At 48.5% G+C, this 23,132-nt stretch carries 21 protein-coding genes, 1 pseudogene and 1 riboswitch; of the genes and pseudogenes, 10 read left to right on the top strand and 12 right to left on the bottom strand.

Annotated features, from left to right (window positions below):
- Window positions 1-31 precede the first annotated feature (31 nt).
- The 7 genes from ABD846_RS04845 to ABD846_RS04815 all read right to left on the bottom strand — a co-directional run bounded on the left by ABD846_RS04845 (window position 32) and on the right by ABD846_RS04815 (window position 10,204).
- The gene (locus ABD846_RS04845; RefSeq protein ID WP_344823228.1) at window positions 32-1,303 is read right to left on the bottom strand and encodes a voltage-gated chloride channel family protein; all 1,272 of its coding nucleotides are present in this window, start codon (window positions 1,301-1,303) and stop codon (window positions 32-34) included.
- A gap of 50 nt (window positions 1,304-1,353) precedes the next feature.
- Window positions 1,354-1,418, bottom strand: a riboswitch (Fluoride riboswitch).
- A gap of 39 nt (window positions 1,419-1,457) precedes the next feature.
- Window positions 1,458-2,495 (bottom strand): PorP/SprF family type IX secretion system membrane protein, encoded by a 1,038-nt coding sequence (locus ABD846_RS04840; protein ID WP_344823226.1) that lies wholly within the window; start codon window positions 2,493-2,495, stop codon window positions 1,458-1,460.
- 26 nt (window positions 2,496-2,521) lie between these two features.
- A complete protein-coding gene (locus tag ABD846_RS04835; RefSeq protein WP_344823224.1) occupies window positions 2,522-4,489 on the bottom strand; it encodes a T9SS type B sorting domain-containing protein in 1,968 nt (655 codons plus the stop codon).
- A 707-nt stretch (window positions 4,490-5,196) separates the two neighbouring features.
- Window positions 5,197-5,937 (bottom strand): LytR/AlgR family response regulator transcription factor, encoded by a 741-nt coding sequence (locus ABD846_RS04830; protein ID WP_344823222.1) that lies wholly within the window; start codon window positions 5,935-5,937, stop codon window positions 5,197-5,199.
- A 9-nt stretch (window positions 5,938-5,946) separates the two neighbouring features.
- A complete protein-coding gene (locus tag ABD846_RS04825; RefSeq protein WP_344823220.1) occupies window positions 5,947-8,865 on the bottom strand; it encodes a sensor histidine kinase in 2,919 nt (972 codons plus the stop codon).
- Window positions 8,866-8,960: 95 nt separating this feature from the next.
- Window positions 8,961-9,479, bottom strand: coding sequence for a GNAT family N-acetyltransferase (locus ABD846_RS04820; RefSeq protein WP_344823218.1), 519 nt, complete (start codon window positions 9,477-9,479; stop codon window positions 8,961-8,963).
- A gap of 59 nt (window positions 9,480-9,538) precedes the next feature.
- Window positions 9,539-10,204 carry a hypothetical protein gene (locus ABD846_RS04815; protein ID WP_344823216.1) on the bottom strand — a complete coding sequence of 222 codons (666 nt, stop codon included), beginning with the start codon at window positions 10,202-10,204 and terminating at the stop codon, window positions 9,539-9,541.
- Between the two features lie 291 nt (window positions 10,205-10,495).
- Here ABD846_RS04815 and ABD846_RS04810 point away from each other — a divergent pair, with 291 nt between their 5' ends.
- Complete coding sequence (locus ABD846_RS04810; protein ID WP_344823214.1) at window positions 10,496-12,130, top strand: esterase-like activity of phytase family protein; 1,635 nt, start codon at window positions 10,496-10,498, stop codon at window positions 12,128-12,130.
- Window positions 12,131-12,216: 86 nt separating this feature from the next.
- On the opposite strand, the gene ABD846_RS04805 is transcribed toward ABD846_RS04810, so the two are convergent.
- Entirely contained in the window at window positions 12,217-13,080 is an 864-nt protein-coding gene (locus ABD846_RS04805; RefSeq protein WP_344823212.1) for a class I SAM-dependent methyltransferase, read from the bottom strand.
- Window positions 13,081-13,348: 268 nt separating this feature from the next.
- Here ABD846_RS04805 and ABD846_RS04800 point away from each other — a divergent pair, with 268 nt between their 5' ends.
- The 5 genes from ABD846_RS04800 to ABD846_RS04780 are packed head-to-tail and all read left to right on the top strand — an operon-like array spanning window position 13,349 to window position 16,072.
- Complete coding sequence (locus ABD846_RS04800) at window positions 13,349-14,137, top strand: SDR family oxidoreductase (protein ID WP_344823209.1); 789 nt, start codon at window positions 13,349-13,351, stop codon at window positions 14,135-14,137.
- 6 nt (window positions 14,138-14,143) lie between these two features.
- The gene (locus tag ABD846_RS04795; RefSeq protein ID WP_344823207.1) at window positions 14,144-14,587 is read left to right on the top strand and encodes a DUF2147 domain-containing protein; all 444 of its coding nucleotides are present in this window, start codon (window positions 14,144-14,146) and stop codon (window positions 14,585-14,587) included.
- A 10-nt stretch (window positions 14,588-14,597) separates the two neighbouring features.
- The gene (locus ABD846_RS04790; RefSeq protein WP_344823205.1) at window positions 14,598-14,801 is read left to right on the top strand and encodes a hypothetical protein; all 204 of its coding nucleotides are present in this window, start codon (window positions 14,598-14,600) and stop codon (window positions 14,799-14,801) included.
- The gene (locus ABD846_RS04785) at window positions 14,798-15,151 is read left to right on the top strand and encodes a hypothetical protein (RefSeq protein ID WP_344823203.1); all 354 of its coding nucleotides are present in this window, start codon (window positions 14,798-14,800) and stop codon (window positions 15,149-15,151) included. Before ABD846_RS04790 ends, ABD846_RS04785 begins: the two co-directional genes overlap by 4 nt.
- A gap of 9 nt (window positions 15,152-15,160) precedes the next feature.
- Window positions 15,161-16,072 (top strand): helix-turn-helix domain-containing protein, encoded by a 912-nt coding sequence (locus tag ABD846_RS04780; protein ID WP_344823201.1) that lies wholly within the window; start codon window positions 15,161-15,163, stop codon window positions 16,070-16,072.
- Between the two features lie 62 nt (window positions 16,073-16,134).
- On the opposite strand, the gene ABD846_RS04775 is transcribed toward ABD846_RS04780, so the two are convergent.
- Together ABD846_RS04775 and ABD846_RS04770 are read right to left on the bottom strand one after the other, a co-directional pair.
- Window positions 16,135-17,109 (bottom strand): aldo/keto reductase, encoded by a 975-nt coding sequence (locus ABD846_RS04775; protein ID WP_344823199.1) that lies wholly within the window; start codon window positions 17,107-17,109, stop codon window positions 16,135-16,137.
- A gap of 81 nt (window positions 17,110-17,190) precedes the next feature.
- Window positions 17,191-17,760, bottom strand: a complete 570-nt coding sequence (locus ABD846_RS04770; RefSeq protein WP_344823197.1) for a Crp/Fnr family transcriptional regulator — start codon at window positions 17,758-17,760, stop codon at window positions 17,191-17,193.
- A gap of 236 nt (window positions 17,761-17,996) precedes the next feature.
- Here ABD846_RS04770 and ABD846_RS04765 point away from each other — a divergent pair, with 236 nt between their 5' ends.
- The 4 genes from ABD846_RS04765 to ABD846_RS04750 all read left to right on the top strand — a co-directional run bounded on the left by ABD846_RS04765 (window position 17,997) and on the right by ABD846_RS04750 (window position 21,601).
- A complete protein-coding gene (locus tag ABD846_RS04765; protein WP_344823195.1) occupies window positions 17,997-18,989 on the top strand; it encodes an SDR family NAD(P)-dependent oxidoreductase in 993 nt (330 codons plus the stop codon).
- Between the two features lie 25 nt (window positions 18,990-19,014).
- Window positions 19,015-19,743 carry an SDR family NAD(P)-dependent oxidoreductase gene (locus tag ABD846_RS04760; protein WP_344823193.1) on the top strand — a complete coding sequence of 243 codons (729 nt, stop codon included), beginning with the start codon at window positions 19,015-19,017 and terminating at the stop codon, window positions 19,741-19,743.
- A 129-nt stretch (window positions 19,744-19,872) separates the two neighbouring features.
- Entirely contained in the window at window positions 19,873-20,682 is an 810-nt protein-coding gene (locus ABD846_RS04755; protein ID WP_344823191.1) for a helix-turn-helix domain-containing protein, read from the top strand.
- Window positions 20,683-20,869: 187 nt separating this feature from the next.
- Entirely contained in the window at window positions 20,870-21,601 is a 732-nt protein-coding gene (locus ABD846_RS04750) for an XAC2610-related protein (protein ID WP_344823189.1), read from the top strand.
- A gap of 95 nt (window positions 21,602-21,696) precedes the next feature.
- On the opposite strand, the pseudogene ABD846_RS04745 reads toward ABD846_RS04750, so the two are convergent.
- Window positions 21,697-22,245: pseudogene (locus tag ABD846_RS04745) on the bottom strand (nucleotidyl transferase AbiEii/AbiGii toxin family protein); the annotation flags it as partial.
- 42 nt (window positions 22,246-22,287) lie between these two features.
- Window positions 22,288-23,132: IS3 family transposase (locus tag ABD846_RS04740; RefSeq protein ID WP_344823187.1), on the bottom strand; the 845-nt coding region annotated here is incomplete at its 5' end.

Below are 23,132 nucleotides of genomic sequence, written 5' to 3'. Positions count from 1 at the left end.
AAAAGTAGTCTTTCTGTAGCCGCCAACACAGCTATGCTATCCGTTTGCCATATTTGTGTTTATGTATCCTCTGTGCGGTGTAAATACCTTTATGCCCGCTACAGTAATAAGCCGCGAAACATGCGAGTGTATAGTAAAGGGCGTATTCTGGCCCGAACAATTCGATACCCATGATGGTGCAGGCAACGGGCGTATTGGTCGCTCCGGCAAAGACTGCAATAAATCCGAGTCCGGCGAACAAATCTACGGGAACGCCCGCCAGTGTAGCGATCGTATTTCCGAGGGTCGCGCCGATAAAGAAAAGCGGCGTTACTTCTCCGCCTTTAAAGCCTGTGCCGAGTGTGATCGCGGTAAACAGCATTTTCCACCACCAGCTGAACCCGCCGGCCCCGCCTTCTTTAAAAGCATTTACAACAGACACGCCGCCGGGATGCTGCGGATAAACGCCGAGCCCCAGGTAGTCGCTGGTATGCAGCAACAGGCTCAGTAACACGATAATGATTCCGCCGCAGAACGGAATAAGCCATGCAGGTCCCGGAATGAACCGATGCGACAGATGCTTCACGTGGTGCGCAATGCGGGCAAACAGCGTGCCGCACAGGCCCGATGCTGCTCCCATCAGCAGCGCCATAGCGCACAAATAAAGATTCTGACCGCCAATTGCTTTGCGGATAGGATACACGGTATGATGGATACCCCATGTGCTGCAAACATAATCTGCCAGGACCGCCGCAAATAATGGCGGCAGGATCTTACGGTAGGATGTCGTGCCAATTGCCAGCACCTCTACTGCAAACACCGCTCCTGCAAAAGGAGTTCCGAATACAGCGCCGAACCCGGCAGCAATACCGCATATCAATATCATGTGTATCTCATCAGCCGGCACTTTCAGCCTGTTCCCGATCCATTGGGCCATACTTCCGCCTATCTGCACCGCTGTTCCTTCCCGGCCGGCCGATCCTCCGAACAGATGCGTGATCACTGTGCTGACCAGGATAAGCGGAGCCATACGGGGAGGCACACCTTTGTCCGGGCGATGAATTTCATCGATAATGAGATTGTTGCCGGATTCTGATTCTTTACCCCAGGCCTTGTACAACAAATGAATAGCAATACCTGCAAATGGTAAAAGGTACAGCAGCCACGCATGATGCAGACGTATATCCGTAACCTTATCCAGTGACCATAAGAATACTGCGACCAGCGTTCCGGTAATGGCCGCAACAGGTATGGAGCGCAGCATCCGGCGAAATGTATAGCTGATGCTTTCAGTAAGCGTAAGTGGTTTTGAATCTGAGTTCATAGTTCCTGCAAATATTGATTAGCTGTTCCCGGGAGAAACAGTCTCGTTATTCATATGCAGGCGCCATCAGCTGAAGCAGCGGTTGGGTCAGGAAGACACCATTTCCTGTGAGGGACAAAGGTAGTGCATTTTGTTCAGCGGGAAAGACTGCGTGCTACCACAGTCTTTTTCTGGTGCAGGAATACATCCTGGTACGGTTATATTTATTACCGATGATCAGTCCCAGTATGATCTCGTGTGATCCTGAATTATAGGTGCTCAGGGTCGAGGTGGTATAGTCATAGGAATAGCTGATATTCATCGTGTTGAAGCAGTGCATTCCGATCATCCCTGCTATGCCGTCTTTATGCCGGTAACTGACTCCTGCCCATAGTGCATCCCTGTACTGAAATTTTACATTGGCTTCAGCCTGCATGGGTAATGGCTGAATATACTTGAACATCAGCGAGGGCAGCATAAAGAAGTCGTCGCTCAGCTGCACCCTGTACCCTCCGGTGAGGAATAAATGCGGGACCGTGGTGCCCGTTAATGTGGTGATCTGGCTGCCGGAAAATATCAGTCTTGAGGCCGTAAGCTGTAGTGCGGAAAGTCCGATAAAATATTTGGATGAGTACAGGTATACACCTGCATTCATGTCAAACTTTGTCTTGTTGATCGCATCGCTGTTGTAAACGGAAGGGTCCACGGTTGTGTTCATGAAGTCCAGTTTGGAAACGTCGAGGCTGTACCTGGTGAATCCGGCTCCGAAGCCTGCTGAAAGGTTCAGCTTAGGGCTTAGTCCGATATGGTATGCATAAGTTGCATAGGCGGATACATTGCTTAAAGCTCCGGCATTGTCTTTCAGGAATTGAAATCCCACTCCGTGATGCGCGGGAGCTGCGGTGTATTGATCCCAATATTCCCTTCCGACGGGATTTTCCCCATCCTGCACCTCATAGGAAGTGGGAGTGGTTCTGTAATCTTTTTTATTGATCGCTCCCTGAACTGTCAGGTAAGTCGTCACAGGAGAACCGTCGAAATTGGTCCATTGATGCCGGTGGCTGAGGTTTACATCTGTGTAATTTTCAATGCCGGATAAGGCAGGATTAATAATATACTGGTTCTGGATATATTGCGTGTAATGCGGTTTTTGCTGAGCGTAGCATACACCGCATGCGCCCAGTGCGCATACTATGGTAAGTGCGGATTTCATCGTCATATTTTTAACTTGAAAAGGGATCAATACACGATCTCCAGCCAGCCTTTGTATTCGAAAGACTTATTGATCTTCAGATCGATCACATAATAATAAGTGCCGACGGGAACGAGTTGTCCTTTGTGGCGTCCGTCCCATTCGACGGCATATCCGGTTCCTTTATATACTTCCTGTCCGTAGCGGTTAAATACGGTGATGCCCGCATCCGGGTAGTTGCTTAATTGCAGGATGCGCCATGTATCGTTGATGCCGTCTCCATTGGGAGAAAATATATTGGGAACAGATAATTTTTCATAGACCTTAACGAGAACCGTGTCACTGGCAGTACCGCAGCCATGGGATGAAGTTGCGACTATAGTGTAACGAGTGTCGGTTTCCGGGCTCACTTCCGGATTCAGCACATCGCTTGCAGTAATATTGTATCCGGGAGTCCATGCATACAAGAGATCGCCACCCACGCTGGTGGCATCCAGAATGGTGGAGGTGCCTTTGATAATATATTTATCGGGACCTGCGTCGACTTCCGGTTTTTGCCATACAAAGACAACAACAGTATCGTGAGCGTCACAAACTTCATTTGAGGCTGTAAATACATAATCTGTGGTTGTGACCGGATTGGCGGTAGGGGTAAGTGAAAGTGAGTCGGAAAGTGAACTCCCCGGAGACCAATAGAACATTGATCCGGAAGCGGTGCCGTTCAATGCAACCGTAGCACCTTCACATATCGATACGTCTGCCCCTGCGTCTACGTCCGGCAGATCGTGTGCAGATACAAACACAGAATCGTGGCCGCTGCAATAGCCTGAAACGGTCAGATAATACATGCCATTATTCGCGGCAGTAATATTGTTGATTACCGGGTTTTGTGCCGAACTGCTGAAGCCGTTTGGTCCTGTCCATGCATAAGTATAACTGCTGCTGCCGCTTGCATACAATTCGAGCGTGCTGCCCTGACAAAGCGGGTTGTTGGAACCGGCTACCGGCTGTGCATTTACCTTTACCGTGATATGGCTGGAAACAATGCGGCACTTGGCTGAACTGATATTCCCACCATTGGCCGCCGTGAGGCGAAAGAGGTAAGTGCCGTTGCTCAAAGTAAGGTCCAGTGTATAGTTAGCGGCAGTGGCTCCGGCGATATCGCTCCAGGTAACCCCGTTATCTTTGCTTACCTGCCATTGATAGGAAGGGGAAGAATAACCGCCGGAAAGATTGCCCAGCATCTGCGGAGCAGTGGTAAGTCCCTGGCATATCTCTATACTGGTATCTCCTCCCGAAAGGGCAACGCTTATTGCCGGTCCGCAGGGCCTGAAGGTGATATCATCCAGTGCAATGTCGTTTCCGGGGGCGGCCCCTGCTTTATTGTTGCGCATGCGTATCACAACTGTGGAAATACCCGCAGGGGTGGTGAAGTAGAATCCATATTGCTTCCAAACCGGGGCAGATTGCAATGGAATGCTGCCGGTGGTGTAGGTGTTCAGGATCGTGCCGCCGGTAGTTTCGATGGTAAATGTGATATCGGGCGGACTGGTATCCGAATTGCGCAGCAGGTTCATGATCCAGGCGGCAAACTCATATGTTGTTTCCGGACAAAGGCCGCTCACGGTATTTTTGTAGAAATAGTCAGTAATGGAAAAACTGGCATTCACCACCATCATATAACCGCCGCCGGTATGGTCGGTGGTAGTCCACCAGGTATTAGGGGTATTGGTGGTACTTTCTATTGTGTAATACCCGTCTGACGGGAAATCAGCTGAGGTATAGGTATAGCTGGTAATGGCGCTGCCGAGAGCCGCTCCGTGTGTTGTACTGCCGGATCCGAAGTCCAGCTTTACCACGGGGTCGCCGAGGCTTCCGGTGCACAGTTGGGCGGTCGTATCGGTGGCCGGCAGCAGCAGGAAGCCTGTTGTCAGAAATGATAACATCAGTCTGCCAAATGCAATTGTATTGGGGCGCGGATGGCATCGGAATATGCCGTAAACAGAATAACTCATAGACGATAAATTCAAAAAAAAACAAGTAGACGGGCAGCTTCTTTTACGTGCTGTTCCGGTTACTGTTCAGCCTTTCTAACGAGCGGAAATCCCGCTTTATTTTCGCCGAAATAGGCCTGTTGATTTATTTGAATGTGTAAGGTCTTTCAAATGAGTTGTAAGGTCGGACGGAAAGGGGTAAAAGTCCTCAAATTTGTGATGAATGGCTTTTCCTTTTTTTCGGAACCGTATAAAAACGCAAAAAGAGACCAGAGGGTCTCTTTGCGGGGTGGAAAAATGCGCCGGCTGTGGGGTCAGCCGCCACTGTTTTCATGATGAAGGGTACTATAGAGGGTTTTGTTTTAGTTTAAAGGCAGGGCCTTTAAAGGCATCCTGCCCGATTAAGGGGTTTCACTGATATCGGTTTGTTTATTTTCTGTGCGATTTAGGGTTGCTTCATTTGTTCCCGGTTTGCCGTTGCCGGCTAACCGGATAAGTATTCCGGTACACTGTTGTCATCGGCTTCCGTAGTACTTTAAGGGTTTGTCCATTGGATGGGCTGGGGCTGTTTTGTGCTGTTTTATGATAATAAGTTCACATCAATGTCAAAAGTAGCGAGTGTTTTTAGCCCTCTAAGACCACATTGTATAAATGCGCAGGTTCATTGTATAAATGTGCAGGCCCCTGAGTTGATTTACTCAGGGGCCTGATACAGACGGAATTATGTGCTATGCGCCGAAATGCTTCATCAGTTCGTCGCGGCGTGCAGACGACACCGGCAAGGCGGTATCGTCGTTCAGGACGATAGATCCTCCGCGCCCTTTGTAATATTTTTTAATGCAGGAAGATTGTACGATGTATGAGTTATGTATGCGGAAAAACAGTGATGCGGGAAGTTTTTCTTCGATTTCTTTCAGCTTTTTGGTGACCGTGATCTTATGGCCGTTCTTTAATTTGAGCTCGGTGTAATTGCCTTTGGCCATAGCATACAATATTTCCTCTGCTTCGATAAATTCTATTCCGTCAGCAGTATGAATGCTGAGCCGTTTTCTTGACGAACCTGGCTGTATGTGCTCAAGCAGCGCACTTATCTGTTGTTTGCTGCTTTTTTGTTCCACACGTTCGATGCAGAATTCCAGTGAACGCTTCAGCCGTGAGTCTTCAAGCGGTTTCAGCAGGTAATCCACTGCATGGTATTCGAACGCATGAACGGCAAACTGATTAAAAGCTGTTGTAAATATGACTTCTGCTTTCAGATCGGGATATTGCTGCAGCACGTCAAATCCGGTTCCCATTTTCAATTCGATATCGAGAAACAGGATGTCTGGCTCTTCCTCCCGGATAAGCCTTACCGCATCGGGAACATTATCTGCTATGCCGGCAATTTTGAGTTCGGGGAAAAACTGTTGCAGAAATTTGCTGAGGTATTGCTGTGAGGCAAACTCGTCTTCAACGATCAGAACTTTCATGGTGTAAATTTAATGATAACGTTTATGAATGGACAGGGGATAGGATATCGTTGTTTTTGTTCCGGCGACTTCACCTTTTATATCCGTTATATCTTCGGTACTGAAGTCTATCTGCCGGAGGAACAGTTCGTTGAGGAGTTCTATTCGCTTCGTGTTCACCTTGGTGCTGGTAAGCGAACTGCTATGCTGCAGGAATTGTCCGAATGTTTTGCTTTTCTCCCTTCCTACGCCATTGTCCGTCACCGTTATGGTAACCCTGTCTGCGTTCTGCTGCACGTGAATACTGATATGGCCGCGCCTGTCGCTCAAATGTCGGATACCGTGCCGTACCGAATTCTCTGCGAGTGGCTGTAGCAACATTACCGGCACATATACCGAAGCGGCAGACATCTGGATATTGGTAGTGATCGAAAAATCGAATGAATCATTGAACCGGATTTTCTCGATCGACAGATAATGGTTGAGGTAACTCATTTCATTGCTCAGCGGAATGAACAGTTGGGAACCCATTTCAAATGTCTGGCGGATGAGCGCGGCAAACTGATCGACGAAAATGTTGGCCTTGGTATTGTCTCCGATGTTGTAAAACTGTTTGATGGCGGAAATACAGTTAAAGATAAAGTGGGGATTCATCTGCCCCTGCAGTGCCATTTGTTCGAGTTGCAGCAGTCGTCTTTGCACGGCCGCCTGTTCTTCATCTTTTCTCCGGGCCTGTTTTACGTAACGGCGCACCAGGAATATGGTGGAAGCCAGTAAGGCGAAGAACACGAATGTCAGGAACCACCAACGTTCGTAGAAAGGGTAAGGGTGGTAAAAATGCAGGGTCCGGTATTGCGGTTCGGCCCAGTTGGGTGATTCTGCTTTCAGCTCTACGGTGAAAGTGCCGTAGGATACTTTGGGGAAGTACAATTCGCTGTTGTCTATCTGAGTCCAGCCGCTTTCCCCGTCGAGCCGGTACTGCAGCACAGGCTTTTGCCCGCCCGTATGATCAATAATATCGAAGTCGATACTCAGCGGACCGGAGTGCAGAGACATGTTCTTTTCAGATGGGGTAATCCTCGTCTCGTCGTTGATGATGCTGTTGATCACCAGGCGCGGGGCAACACCCTTGCGGAACAGGTCGTGCTGCTGGAAATAGTTGATACCTGCAATGGTGCCCACCCAGATATTATCGCCGGCCACATCGAGGCTGCTGATCTCATTGCTGTACAATCCAAGCGTTTCGTTCAGGTGGCGGATCACGCGATAGGGCGATTTGTTTTCAAGGATGTACAGCCCGTTATCGGTGCCCACGAGGATCAGCTGCTGCGTCACACGTATCGCATTGATCTTGTTGCATTGGAGCCCGTTCTGTTCGTCGATGCGCGCAATCACTTTGTTATCCTTCAGTCCGATCAGCGCTGCAGTGCTGTTTGCAGCCCATAACACGTGATCCGTTCCGGCAGATAATTTGAGTATCCGCGTTTGCAGGTCCTGCGGAAGATTCGGCATCCGCCGGAAATTATCTTTCCGGGTTCCATAAAAGATCCCGTCCAGGCCGCCTGCGTAAACAATACCGTCCAGTTCCGTCACGCAGGTTGCCCTTTGTTGTAAGAGCGTGTCGGTATATCTTTTTTCGTCTATGTCGAAACGCTGCACACCCATAAAAGTGGCTGTGAGCAGGTGACGGCTGTCTTCCTGCATGATATCCTTAAAAGCGCTGGTAAGGCCGATATCCCGGGGTTCCTGGTTCAATCCGTCAAAGACGAGTATCTGGTTCGAAATACCCACCCATTCTCCTCTGCTGTTCCTGCCCAGATAGCGGAACAACTGATCCTGTCTTTTGAGCCCGACCGCCTGGATTTCCTCCGCCTGCAGATTGCCTGCGGATACACTGGCCTTCACAAATTTTCCTTTCTCCAGGGTGGCATACACTTCATTGTGCTCGGCATGAATAAAGGATACTTCCTGACCGGGTTCGCCTTTCAGATGCAGCGATCTTACGGGAGAACTGATAAATCTGTAAACACCGTCGCCATGTGTGGAGAGCCAGAGCGAACTGTCGGCGGCAATGAGTCCCACCGCCACAGATACACCATAGAGCAGGGTGTCTACAACTTCGGCTGTATTACGATCCAGAATGAAATAACCGTCCGAGCGCGCCATTCCTATCTGATTGGGACCTAATAAATTGATGGAATGGAATTGGGCGATCTCTGCTTTATCCTGGAAGTACGGTAGTTTTTTTTTAGCGGCTATCTGCAATAACGCAAGGCCTTTTTCGTATCCCAATCGTTCGATTACTTCGCAGCATGTGAACGTGGACAACTGTGCGGGCATCCGGAAGGAAGGAACCCATTTTTCATTGTTGTAGCGATACAACTGGTTTTTAAAATCGACCACATGTATTTCTCCGCCGGGACTTGCAAACATGGAGAAAGTCTGTATTCTGCTTTCAGGAGTATCAAAATCGAAGACCTTAATTTTATTGTCGCTCGTAATAATGATCACCTTCTTCTTTTCCGCGATAGCAATATTGCCGAAACGGTCCGGCAGTACACGTTCTGCCTTGGCAGTCATGTGCAGGTTTTTCAATACCGAATCATTTCTTGAATTGTAAATCTGGTCATCCTTTATGTACCCGACGGTATTGGCAAAGGGGCAGAACCACAATCTGTTCCGGCGGTCCAGCGATAAGAACAGAATTTCATTATCCGGGAGTCCGTCTTTGGTTGTGAATAGTTTGAACTCGTAGCCATTGAACCGTGCCAGACCGTTCTCGGTACCTATCCAGATGTAACCCAGTTTATCCTGATCAAGTGTGAAAGCGTACCTCCCGGGCAATCCTCCGCCCCAGGCATAATGGGATACAGAAGTATAATCCGCGCGGGAATGCAACGACAGGAGCAACAGCAGTAAAGGAAGACAGTATCTGATTATCGGTTTCAAAGGATCCGGGCGCTTGTTTCAGACCTTAAAAATAGGCAATGGAAAGGAAAGAAGCGTATCTGCAACAGTAAAGCGTGCGCGATAAAGCGGCCCGTCTACAGCTCCCTTTTCATCAGGATATCTGTCTGCACATCATCGCCAAGAATAAAGGGATGGCGATCGAACGCAACAAAACCGTTCTTTTCGTAAAAGCGCAAAGCGCGGTAATTGTGTTCCCATACACCCAGCCAGATAAAAGAGGCATTGCTTTCACGCGCTGTCTGAAATGCCTGTTCGAGAAGTGCCTGACCCATTTGTTTTCCATAAAATGCTCTGAGCACATATATCCTTTCAATCTCAACGTGCGTATTGCCCATCGGTTCCGTTTGTGCCGTATTGAAATTCAGTTTCAGGTAACCGGCAATAGCATCTTCATCCAGGACGAAGAAAAAGGCCGAATCGGGATTGCTCAGTTCCGTTGACAGTTGCGCAGCAGACAAACGTTCTTCCAGGTAATGGCGCATATTTTCTTCGCTGTTGTCCGCGGCAAATGCTTCCACGAAAGTCTGACGGCTGATATGCTGCAGATCCGTAAGGTGATCCGGTGTGGCAGGGATAATGTAACGGTTGGTCATGGCGTCGATCAGGCACAAAGATACTTAAGGCTCTGAAACCATGTGCGCTGTTACCTGTTCTAAAAGAAGTGTACGATACCCAGACTGAGATAGGTCGGCCTTGGATTGAAGCGTAAGGTCATCGCTTGCTGGTTGATGGAGTAATTCACGGTCTGTTCTCCAGATAGTACCCGCATTACCGCTTGCCGGAGCAATAGTTTGACGGCCCATTGATGCTTTTGCGGATTCAGCTCATACATGCATCCCACCTGCATTGAAGGAATGATTTTATTACCGAGTTGTTCGGTTTCCGATCCTGCCTTTTCCAGGTCCAGCCGGAAATAGCCGATGGCATCGGTTTGCCGTATGGATGCACCGTAATCAAGATTTATATCAATGCCGATACCCGCGCAGATCTTCAGCTGTTCCAGCCGGGTAGGGAAGACGATCAGTCCGCTCAGCGGAATATAGAGCCGCTCCATTGCGAAGCTGGCCGAATTGATGCGTAACGGGAACCGTATGATGTCTTCCGCTAATCCGACCCTGCCGTAGAATCCGATCCTGGTCGGATCTTCATCGTCAATAAGTATTCCGGCGGCAATCGCCTTATTGCTCCAGCGGCGGTAATGATCTGCCGGGTCGTTAAGTATCGTAAACTTCAAAGCCACATCTGCTTCAGCAGTCAGTGTATATTTTTGCTGTGCAGTGAGCTGAAAGGGCAACAGTAAAAGCAGAAGGCGAAGCATACGCATGCGAAAGAAACGTAAAGAACCTCTGTTTATTGCTTCGCAGCTTGGAGTGTCATTCACCTTATTCCTCATTCCGGAAAGGTACGGATAAGGTCATTTTGCAGGATTTCGCCTGGCCGTTTACCTCCGCAGGTATACAGCATGGGAAGCTCGAGCCTTGCCGTCCCTGAACCGTGGGAGATGTCAGATTTCCGTTTCTGAATGTACATGCTGATAACACAGGCTTAATACGATTGTAACAATCCCGAAATACGTGCGGAATAGCTTTGCAGCTCAAAACAGATCCGGATGAAAAAAACAGTTACAAACACAATATTATCTGTAGCGGCATTACTGTGCCTGCATAACAGCAGTAGCGCGCAGATTACAAAAATTGCCGACTATAAAAATAATTACTCTGCCACAATCGGAACTTTCGACGGAATTACGTTCCGTGAGGCGGGTTTTTCCGCATTGTATGTGATTCCCGGTACGGATGGGAAAGAGTTCTGGACCTGCTCCGACAGGGGCGTGAACGTGGATTGCGGAAGTGCAAACACTTCTTCCTGCCGTCCTACGTACGATAAACTGTTTTGCTTTCCCTCTTATGCACCGAAGATACATCGCGTGCGCATTCAGGGAGACTCCGTGCAGATCCTGAAGACACTTTCCATCAGGCGTCCGGATAAAACACCGACTGTCGGATATCTGTTGCCGACAGGTTTCGGAAGTACGGCTACCGAACAGGCTTCTACCGATACCGTTCAGGATTGCACCAATTTCGCGTCAAAGATTGCTCCCAAGGATGCCTGGAGTATCGATTGTGAGGCAATCTCCGTGGATAAGAAAGGAAACTTCTGGCTGGCGGAAGAGAATGGTCCTTCCGTATGGAAACTCGATACGAACGCAGTAGTGCAGAAGCGCTACTCGCCTTATGCAAATCTCAGCGGCGCGCAACCGCAGGATGTGCTGATCGATACCTGCTTCAAATACCGTAAGAACAACCGTGGTTTCGAGAATATGACTATCAGTCCGAGTGGTAAAGTGTATGCTATTATTCAGAGTCCGTTGCTGTACCCTACAAAAGCAGTTGGCGAAGCTTCCCGTGTACACCGGATCATCGAGATCGACCCTGTTACGAATGCGACGAGGATGTTTGCATATCTGAATGATGGTGTTATCGGAGCATCCGGTGCCAACCAGATCCGTCTTCAGGACTGGAAGCTCGGTGATATGACCGCGATCAACGACTCTACCTTCCTGGTACTCGAAGCTGCTGCACGCGGTACTACTGATATCAAGCGTATGTACCGTATTAATATTGCCTCTGCTACTGTGATCAGTTCCGGTTTGTACGGTGGGCTCACGGCGGAAGCACTGGTGGATTCTGCAGGCCTGGCCGGCGCAGGTATTAAAGCCGTTGAAAAAACTTTGGTGATGGATTTGCTGGCGAATGGTTGGGATGCGAGCCTCGATAAGGCGGAAGGAATTACGATCATCAACGACAGTACGATTGCACTATGCAACGACAATGACTTCGGTCAGACCTGCCCCTCCGCAAACGGAGTGCCTGTCGCTACTACGAATCTCAGCCACATCGTAGTATATGGTCTTAAAGGAGCGAACAAGATTCCGAACTTCATTGCACCTTCGGTTCCTGTAAGCGTTAGGGATATAGAACAGCGCAAGCTTTCTGTAAACCTGTATCCGAACCCGGCAGCGGACAAAGCAGTTCTGTCGATCAGCGCAGCCACAGCCGGAACAATAACGGTAATTGTTACCGATATACAGGGCAGGGAAATGATCGCACCGGTGAAAGGAGCCATGCAGGCCGGAACGCAGCAGCTGGAGCTGAATATAGCCAGCTTGCAGAACGGACTGTATTTCGTCCGCTACCAGTCGGAGTCGGTATCCGGAACGATCAGGATGGTCGTGATGCACTAAGCAGTTATTGAACAGTAAAAGGGTCGCGTCTGATGAAGATGCGACCCTTTTTCATGCATACCGCTCAGCGGCGACCCCGTAAAAGTTTAGATTGCTTTGAGCATCCAGGTAGCCTGTATTTTAGGCGGAGCCTGTTTGCTGTTCCGTACTTCCTCCGGCAGGAGCTTTACCAGGTGTGGCATTGCACTGAGCGAAGCATAATCCGGAACGGCCTCTTTCACAAATTCCAGACCCTGTTCGCGAAAGAATGATGCTGCCTGTTCGTAGCTGTCAAACTTATTCTCTTCGATATGGTGCTGCTCAAAAAAGGCAGACTCAGATGCGCTTTGCGGCAATTTGCTCATCAGCTCCGCCGGACGTTTCACATATACATCTGCTGTTATCCAGTACCCCCCGTTTTTTAGCAGTGCTTTGCGGACAGAGTGGCACAACTGAATTTTCTCGTCGATATTCAGGTACATGAGCAGGCCTTCATTGACAATGCCGAGCGGTTGCTCATCAAATTTTTCGCTTACCTGTTCAAACTCCTGTTCGTCCATCGCATTCAGGGGGCGCAGGTCAAGCAAGCCTTTCAGGTCCGCATACAGTTGCAGGTGTTCAATCATGCGTTGTTTTACGCCCACCACATCCGGCAGGTCGGTATCTATATAATGTACCTTAGCATTCTTCCGGCACAGGTCCAGGCCGCGAAGCGAATAGCCCGACGATAATTCAAGTATATTGTTGGTCCCGGCGTCGCGCAGCAGTTGATCGATGCTCCAGTAGCGGCTTTCAAAATGCATCACCCGCATCCAGAATCCCAGATCCTTATCTTCAAAATTCAGTCCGAATACTTCAGGACCCTGCAGTAAGGCCGCCGTTTCCCGTGCAAAAGGAATATTGGTATAGCCTTTCAGCATCAATAGGGATTTGGCCGAAGGGCTCACGCTGCTGTAATCTTTGGACGACATAGGTATGTATTTTTTTGCGGTACACTCAAATGTAAACGATTATGAGGCGGAAGATTGCAAAAGCTACTTTAAAACGTATGACGCCATTGTCCGGGTTGCCGGCGATCGGCTTCCGGCCTGCAAAAGCATATCCCATTTATTGAAAAACAGAAACCGCCCTCAGCAGTTACTATTAAGCTCCTTTCACTTTCGGCTACATCAAAAGTCGTTTACGCTACAGGTCTTTTTGCATACGGCTACACCTTTGTATCTACAAAAAAGCAGCTATATGCAATTAAAAGACAGCACCGTCCTGATCACCGGTGGCACCAGCGGGATCGGACTTGAATTGGTCAGACAACTTACCGGACAAGGGGCACATATCATCGTTACCGGTCGCAATGCCGATGCCCTGAACGCAACAAAAAGTAAGTTCCCTCAGGTACATATCTTCCAGAGTGATGTAAGCCAGCCGCAGGATATCGAACAGTTGTATAAGGAAGTCACCCGGCAATTCCCCAGCCTGAATATACTCATCAACAACGCCGGACTGATGCGGCTGATCGATCTGCAGGATGCCAGCCCGGACCTGGACAATATCAACCGTGAAATTGCCACCAATCTTTCCGGCACCATCCGGATGGTACATCAGTTCCTGCCGCATCTAAAAAAGCAACAATCAGCTGCCATCATTAATGTTTCGTCAGGTATTGCTTTAATGCCCTATACCCTTGCACCGGTTTACAGTGCTTCAAAAGCGGGGGTCCATGCTTACACGCAGGCATTGCGGTTGCAGCTGGAAGATACGAATATAAAAGTGTTTGAAATGATACCGCCGGGCGTCAATACCAATCTTCAGAACGACTGGGTAATGCCTGTCAACCCCAAGCAGATGATGGATGCAGATCAAATGGTGCGCATTGCCATCAAACAATTGCTGAACGACAGGAAAGAGCTCAGGCCGTTCCTGATAGGCGTTATCAAAATGGCCGGCAGGATCATGCCTGATGCCCTGATCCGCTTCGGGCACAAGGAGTTCAAAAAATTCAAAGCTTTAAATACTAACCCTCAAAAGTAACAGGAAATGAAAAGGTCATTGCTTACAGCCCTCATGCTGCTGGTATCCATCGTATCCTTTGCACAAATACCTGCTGATAAGATACTCGGGGTCTGGGAAAGCACAGATGCTGATCCCAGGCTGAAGTTTGAATTCTACAAAGCAGGCGGGAAGTATTCCGGAAGGCTGTTGTACGCTTCCGATATGTTTGAAGCGGATGGAAAGACGCCCAAAAAAGATGACAAGAATCCCGACAAAAGTCTGCGTGGCCGGTCGCGGTACGGCATTACCAATATCACCAACCTTTCTTATGAAGATGGCGAATACACCGGCGGCAACCTGTACAATCCTTCCGAAGGCCGGAATTACCGGGTAAAGGCAAAGCTGAAAAGCGATAACGAAATGGATTTTCGTGGCTATATCGGCTTTTCGTTGCTGGGGAAAACCATGAAGTTTAAACGCGTTCCGTAAAGCATAAAACATGAAAAGCAACAACAGAGAAGACGAGCTGTCCCGGCTCTGGTTTATGATTTCAAATGCAATTCCGCCCATTGGCTTTTTTCTGTATTTCCGTCACCGGAAGCAATTTCCGAACAAAGCCCGGAAAGCGTTGACCAGTGCAGCGATAGGTGTTCCGGTTGCGATTGCGTTAGGTTACTTCTTTAATAACTACCTTCTGAAATGATAAGAAATATCGCCTCCCTGGTCCTGTTGATCGTATCGGCAGCACTCAGTTTCAAGCATGGTTGGGATACGTTTCATTACAAAGGCAATCCTCAGTCTGTAAAAATGATGGACGCGCTGGGCATCAGCGAATGGATAATTCCCGTTATGGGCACCCTGGCTATATTGACCGGTGTATTGCTGTTGTTTCCCAGGACGTTCTTCCTGGGTAATTTGTTGAATGCCCTGTCTATCGTGCTGATCATGGCATTGGCGCTGCGTGCGGGAAATATGCACATGGTTATAATGGAAATTCCTTTCCTGGTTATCCCATTGGTAATGATCTGGTTGAAATACCCTTTTAGAAATTAAATTTGTTGTATGTCAGCGCCCTTAAAAATAAAGACTATTGCCGATGCACATCGTATCCTCGGCCTGCCTAAGCCGGAGCATCCGCTGATCAGCGTCGTGAATTATGCTGCCTTGCAAATGCCTGAAGGCATGGTGGAATTAAGCGCGATGTTCGATTTTTATTATATCTCCTTAAAGCGTGGATTCTCCAACAAGCTCTTTTACGGGCAGCAGACATATGATTTTGATGAAGGCATGATGTACTTCGTAGCGCCGAACCAGATACTACGCGGCTCCGGACCCGGTCCTGATGACGATCTCGCCGGCTGGGTATTGCTGGTGCATCCCGATCTGCTGTGGGGCACGGCGCTGGCAAAAAAGATCAAGCAGTATGAATTCTTCGATTACGCAGTCAATGAAGCGCTCTTCCTGTCCGACAAAGAAGAGGCGATCATCAATGGCATCATCGACAACCTGAAGACGGAGTACCACAACAATATGGACCGCTTCAGCCAGGACATCCTGATCTCCCACCTGGAAACCCTGCTGAACTATGCCGAGCGTTTTTACCAGCGGCAGTTCCTCACCCGCAGGAAAAGCAATCACCAGGTGCTCGACCGGCTGGAGCAGCTCATGAATGCTTATTTCACCGATGAGGCCTTATGCTCCCAGGGACTGCCCAGCGTACAGTACCTATCAGACCAGCTCCACATCTCGCAGAGCTACCTGCGCGGCCTGCTCAAAACACTGACCGGGCAAAGCACCCAGCAGTACATCCACGAAAAGCTCATTGATAAAGCCAAGGAAAAACTCTCTACCACCAGCTTATCCGTTGCGGAGATCGCCTATGAGCTGGGCTTCGAGCATCCGCAGAGCTTCAGCAAATTGTTTAAAAGCAAGACCAATCAAAGTCCGCTGGCGTTCCGGGCAGGGTTCAGTTGAGGACGCTTTTGCCAAACAACTTCACTGCTTTATACAAGGAACCCGATTCGGTTTCCTTACTGTTATTTCCTTCCCGTTGCTGCCTGTATGGATGCGGGATAGCGCTCGCCGACAATCTTAATAGTGGCGAGCGCCGCATGGATGTGGTCCAGCTCATCGCGGGTGAGTGTCACCCGGAGCGCACCAATATTTTCCTCTAAGCGCTGCAGCTTAGACGTACCGGGTATGGGTACGATAAACGGCTTTTGCGCCAGCAGCCAGCCCAGGGCAATCTGTGCCGGTGTGGCGTTTTTATCCCTGGCAATGGAAGTCACCAGGTCTACCAATGCCTGATTGGCTTCCCGGTTTTCTTTGCTGAACCGCGGCAGCATATTCCGGGTGTCCTCTTTGTCCAGGGTCACATCCGCATTGATGGTTCCGGTCAGGAATCCCTTGCCCAGCGGACTAAAGGGAACAAAGCCGATACCCAGTTCTTCCAATACGGGAATAATGTCGGTTTCCGGTTCGCGATAAAACATCGAGTATTCGCTTTGCAGAGCGGTTACCGGCAATACGGCATGTGCCCGGCGAATGGTGTCCGCATTGGCTTCGGAGAGTCCGAAGTATTTTACTTTGCCCTCACGGATCAGGTCTGCTACCGCACCAGCCACGTCTTCAACAGGTACTTCCGGATCAACCCGGTGCTGATAAAACAAGTCGATCACGTCGGTCCTTAATCGCTTCAGTGAAGCTTCGGCCACCGCCCTGATCGTTTCCGGCCGGCTGTCCAGGCCTTCCCGCACATTACCGTTTTTCAATCCGAACTTGGTGGCAATGATCAGTTGCTGTCGCAAAGGTTCCAGAGCTTCGCCCACCAGCAGCTCATTATCGCCATAGCCCTGTGCCGTGTCAAAAAAGGTAATGCCGAGCGCAACGGCAGAACGTATCAGCTGTATGCTTTCAGTCCTCGTGGGTGCGTTAGGGAAGCTGAGGCCCATAGCGCCAAATCCTAATGCCGATACTTCCAATCCGCCGGATCCTAATGTTCGTGTGTTCATGCTTTGTCTTTTTTTAAGATAGATCACACAAAGGTTGCTCAACGAATCAGGATAACACTTGCCATTTGGCAAAAAGCAGTATCAGCGTATATTTTTCCTGATCCGACTCAAAGAGGATGGGGTGATGCCCAGGTAGGAAGCAATGTAGGACAGCGGCACACGGTTGGCCAGCGAAGGGAACTGCTCCATAAACTCAAGATAACGGGTTGCGGCATCCTGCGATACCAGTTCGCTTCTCCGTGCTATCTTTTCCTTATGGTATCTGGCCGTTATCTTTTGAATGATTGCGTCCCAGCCGATAATCGTATTGGTAATTTCCTTCCAGTCCTGTTTTGAAAATACGATCAGGCTGCAATCGGTAACGGCTGAGAGGTATTCCGAAGGCGTGTACATTTCTTCGGGGACAGGTCCCGATAAGATCAGGTGATTTTCGTCGATAAAGTAGCGGGTGATCTCTTCTCCTTTATGATTGTAGTAATGCACCCGTATTATCCCTTCGGTAAGAAAACCGACCTGATTCACCCGCTTACCCGCTTCCCAATAGTAGTCGTCCTTGCGTAAGGTCAGGATTGATGCTTTGCTGAGGATAAGATCGATCTGTTGCCTGTTCAGATTGCCGAATTGCAGGATATAGTCGATGAAAGCTTCCATAGCTCAAAGTTAACTATCCTGGCCCTCCGGCCATTTGCCATTTGGCAAAAGATGCGTTCCTGGTATGCTGCTCCGCCGGAATTGATCCTCGATAATACAGCGGTCAATCAAGGAGATGATTGGATGGAAACCTATACAATTTCCCACTGGTCTTTTAAACAAACAAATTCGGCCTTTTAAACAAAGCCACAGCTTTGAGGGCGCTCTACTTTTGTTCCAACAAAACAAATTAAAAAATGGAACAGAACAATTATCAGGGAGCGCTGCAACGACCAGCCGGCTCCGGCTTCAACGCAACATCAACAACCGGCGATGTCATTAAAGGAATGGACCTTACCGGGAAAATAGCCATCGTCACCGGCGGCAACACGGGCATAGGACTGGAAACCACCCGTACCCTTGCTGCGGCAGGCGCAACGGTTATCGTACCGGCGCGGGACATGGACAAGGCCGCCAAAAACCTGCAAGGTATTCCGAACGTGGAGATAGCCGCTATGGATCTGATGTCGCCGGTATCTGTTGATGCATTTGCAGACAGGTTCCTTGCTTCCGGAAGGCCGCTGCATCTGCTCATCAACAACGCGGGTATTATGTGGGTGCCGTTGCGCAGGGACAGCCGAGGTATAGAATCGCAATTAGCCACCAATTACCTGGCTCCGTTCCGGCTTACAGCAAAATTGTGGCCGGCACTTAAACAGGCCAATGGCGCCAGGGTAATCAATGTCTCTTCGCACGGGCATCATTTCGCTCCCTTCCATTTTGAAGATCCCAATTTTGAACACCGGGAGTATGAGACTTTGCTGGGCTACGGACAATCTAAAACAGCCGTCAATCTTTTCTCCATGGAGCTGGACCATCGTGCGCGCGCATACCAGGTAAGGGCATACGCGGTGCATCCGGGCTCTATCGGCGGCACGGAACTCGGTAGGGAAGCCCCGCTGGAACTGTTTCAGAAAATGGGATTCGTAGATGCTGACGGACAAATGCTGCCCGAGGTGGCTGCATCATTAAAAACAATTCCGCAAGGCGCTGCAACAACGGTGTGGTGCGCTACATCACCTCTGTTAAACGATATTGGCGGTGTGTATTGCGAGGATGCAGACATAGCCCCTTTATGTGCTGATATTACCGGCCAGAAGGGTGTACATCCCTATTCCCTGGATGAAGCCAGTGCCAGACAACTCTGGACGCTCACAGAAGATATGACCGGTTTGAAGTTTGACCTATAATATTCACTTTTTAAAAAACAGAACAATGAACAATTTAGAAAATAAAGTAGCGGTGATTACCGGCGGTAACAGTGGTATCGGATATGCCGCTGCAAAAAGACTGAAAGAAAGCGGTGCCCGGGTTGTGATTACCGGGAGAAGAAAAGATGCGGTAGCGGCGGCTGCACAAGAGCTCAACATAACGGGGCTGGTGGCCGATCAGTCCAGGGTGCCGGATATTGAACAACTTGCAGCTGAAGTGAAAGCACAATTCGGCAAGGTGGACATCCTGCTGATCAACGCCGGCATTACCAAATTCGCTACCATTGAGGAGATGGAAGAAAGCCGGTTTGATGAAATGATGGACATTAATTTCAAAGGCGCTTACTTTACGCTGAGCCGGTTTATTCCTTTGCTCAACGAAGGCGCTTCCGTGATCATGCTTTCTTCTACTTCTGCCACTATATCTCCTCAAAGCGCGTCCGTATATGCAGCCAGTAAAGCGGCCATCAATGCGGTGGTAAAAATAGCCGCGCTGGAACTGGCGCCCAGGAAGATCCGCGTCAATGCGGTAAGCCCGGGGCCTGTAGCAACCGAGATCATGCAAAAGATCGGCTTAAATGAAACCTTGGAACACCAATTGCTGCAGAGTATTCCTGCAGGAAGAATGGGCAAACCGGAGGAGGTAGCCGGTATGATCCATTACCTGGCAGGCGAAGAGGCTTCCTTCCTGACGGGGGCGAACTTCCTGGTAGACGGCGGGCAGTCTGTTTAACAACTGCAGGGGGAGGGGCGAATCTTAGTAATGCTCCTCCCACTTTTTTAAAGTTTGGCCTTTTAAACAAAGTAAAGTGTGTGTTTCATCCGCTAACTTTGATCTACTGATCTCCTTAAAAATAAACCAATGGATTACCAGGCCCGGTATATTACCGAAGATATAAAGCTCTCCAGCTATGAGGATAAATTTTTCAAGTCGGATATTATGTTCGACCACCACATGCTGGTATGGTTTCTTTCCGGCGAAACGAAGATCGTACAGGCAGATGCGACGTACTATTTTAAAAAGGGAGATATTTTCCTGATCCCAAGGAACCAGCTGGCCACTATTATCAATTATCCCAAAGACGGCCAGCCGCATAAGACGGTCGTCATGCATTTATCAGTAGAAAAGCTGAAGGATTTTTATGCCGGCAAGGATATACCGTCCGCCCCGCTCAGATTCCCGAAGATCTACAGCTTCAGCAATCACCCCTTGCTGGAAAGCTGCCTTGCTTCGCTGATCCCTTATTTTGATATGAAGGACTTACCGGCGGATCTGGCAGCTATCAAGATTGCCGAGGCCATCAGCATTCTGAGGACACTCAATAAGGAGATCGACCAGGTGCTGGCCAATTTTGAAGAGCCGGGAAAGCTGAACCTGGTAGACTACATGGAAAGGAATTTTATGTTCAACCTGCCGATGGAAAAATTCGGTTACCTCACGGGCAGAAGCCTTACTACGTTTAAGCGGGATTTTAAAAAAGCCTTCAGCACTACACCGCAACGCTGGCTGACACAAAAGCGGTTGGAACTGGCTTATTACCAGCTGACGGAGAAAAAGAAGAAACCACTGGATGTGTGTTACGAAGTAGGTTTTGAAAACCTGTCGCATTTTTCATTTGCTTTTAAAAAGCAATTCGGTCTGGCACCCAGCCAGTTGACGGAACACAGGTAAACCATGAGGTAACCTGTAATGCCGGAAGAGGTCATTATTCGCGTTCTTTTCAGGATCGGCGCCCGTTTACGATTATCTTTACTGGCAATAAACCAGCTAAAGCATGAAGATGCTTATTTCCGGGTCCGTCACTTTGCGCAGCAACTGGCAGTTCAACGAAACTACAATCCATAACTATACTATTTCAATGAGGTTATTAATAATAAGTCTGCTATCCCTGTTGACGACGCTTGCAAGTTGTTCTTATCATGCTCAATCAGCGTCAGGAGAAGGGCATGACCCGACGGAAACAAAGCTTTCCCTGTATCAGTCGCTAAGGGATTCCATTGAAAGATTATCCTTTTTAAATGACTACACTTACAGGGATGATAGCGACAAATATGTATTGCATGGCGAGGAGATCAATAACCGGAAAATCGCACTGATAGCCTGCACCGATAGCGGACTGATTCTTTTCCAGGCCAATAAGGACCGGCTATTGCAAACGGATAGCATTCCGTTTGATGCTTATGCTTATTCTTTTGAAGTCACAGATTTAAACGGTGACGGTAATAGTGATTTCATCATTCACTCTGAACCGGATATTCACGGCCAGACAACACCATTCGTATTTCTGTTCAGTGCAGCAGATCAATTGCTGCATTATCGGAAAGATCTTCAATTGAGCAACATCAGATTCAACGCCGCAAACAAAACAATCGAGTCTTATTATGAAGGTTGTGCAAGTTGTATTCATACAAAGGCGGTGTATATCTGGAGTGCAGATAGCCTGATCCTTTTAAAGCGTGCAGAGCTGAATCTGACAAATCCTGATCAGGTCACTACCAGCGTTTATACAACACTTAACGGTATCGAAAAACAGGTGTTGCAGGTAGAGGGTCTCAATAGTTTATTTGACACATTACTATTTAGAATGTAAGCACAGGTAGACAGAGAGACTGAACTTACTGGAATGGGGAGCGTTTTTCCTGTGTGATAGTAACCAGTGAAAGAAGCGATGACAGATTGATATAGTTAGCCTTGAACACCGCCCATGGTATCGATAATATCCAGCTTTATAATTTCCCAATGCTTACCTAATAAACACACCGGATCGAAATCTTCGTCTGCTGTTGCAAAGTTGGTAAGATTAGTATTCAGTAAAGTACCGTCATGCGAGTAAGGGTATCGTTCTTTGTGAAACCTGATCATATCTGCCAGAGTGTATTGATCCATTAGCGCATGTATATCCCAAAAGTCCTTTTTCCTGCCACCACGCTGCACCACATCCATTTTCATGGCGGCAATTTCTGGTGTAGGTGCCAACCGGATACGCTCCGCATTAAGTACTGGAAATATAAACGGGTCGGTAACATAGAACAGATCCAGTTTGAAGGAATTTTCCGGTGTACTTCCCACAATATAGGACATGCCCAAGCCGACTATCTCCGGCAGCCTCGCCGGGCTGACATAAGTAAAGGAATTTCTCAGATAGCGGTCAATTTTTCCGAAGTCTAAAGAACCATAAGGGGCATCAGTAAAAAGATCGATATCAATAGACATACGGTGACCTGTTTGCAGGCTAAGCGATGTCCCACTGTAACCCTCCCCAAAGTAGGACCGGTTTTAAACTAACAATTCAAAGCTAAGCGATTCTTCAAATTGTTTCGGAGTTAATCCGTTTAATGCTTCATGTGGTCTTTGGTTATTGTAGTCATTGATCCAATCCTCAGTGATCATTCTTACCTGGTGGATACTTTCAAACAGATAAGCGTCTAGTACATCCTGTCTGTAAGTCCGGTTAAATCGTTCTATGTATCCATTCTGACAAGGTTTACCTGGTTGTATATGTTGGACGGATATTTCCTGTTGCTGGCACCAGTCTGTAAATAGCGTACTGATAAACTCAGGTCCGTTATCTACCCTGATCTTGTTAGGTTTGCCGTATTCGTGTATTACCTTTTTCAGCGTAGCCACCACACTTTGAGCCGGGAAGCTGAAGTCTGCTTCAATAGCCAGAGCCTTGCGGTTACAATCGTCAATGATATTAAGTGTACGGAACTTTCTGCTGTTCATTAATGTATCATGCATAAAATCCATAGACCAGCTCCTGTTCAGCTCTCCTGTCCGGGTCAATGGTTCCTTAACCCGTACCGGCAATCGTTTACGGCGCTTGCTGCGTTTATTCAATCCCATGAGCAGGTATACCCTGCGCACCCGTTTATAGTTCCAGTTATATCCCTGTTGACGGATGCGCGCATACAGCTTGTCCTGACCTTCTGCAGGCTTATTGTCTGCCAGTTCACGGAGCTTACTGATCACTTCGCTATCATCCCTGACGGAGTCATAGTAATACAATGATTTGGCCAGATTAATGGTCTTGCAGGCCCGGCGGATACTTACCTGGAAAGTTTGACCCAGGTAAGCAACAATGTTCTTCCGATCACCGGGCCTTACCACTTTTTTGACAG

Source organism: Rurimicrobium arvi, assembly GCF_039540495.1.
GTDB lineage: Bacteria > Bacteroidota > Bacteroidia > Chitinophagales > Chitinophagaceae > Rurimicrobium > Rurimicrobium arvi.
This window is presented reverse-complemented; position numbering and strand designations above follow the sequence as displayed.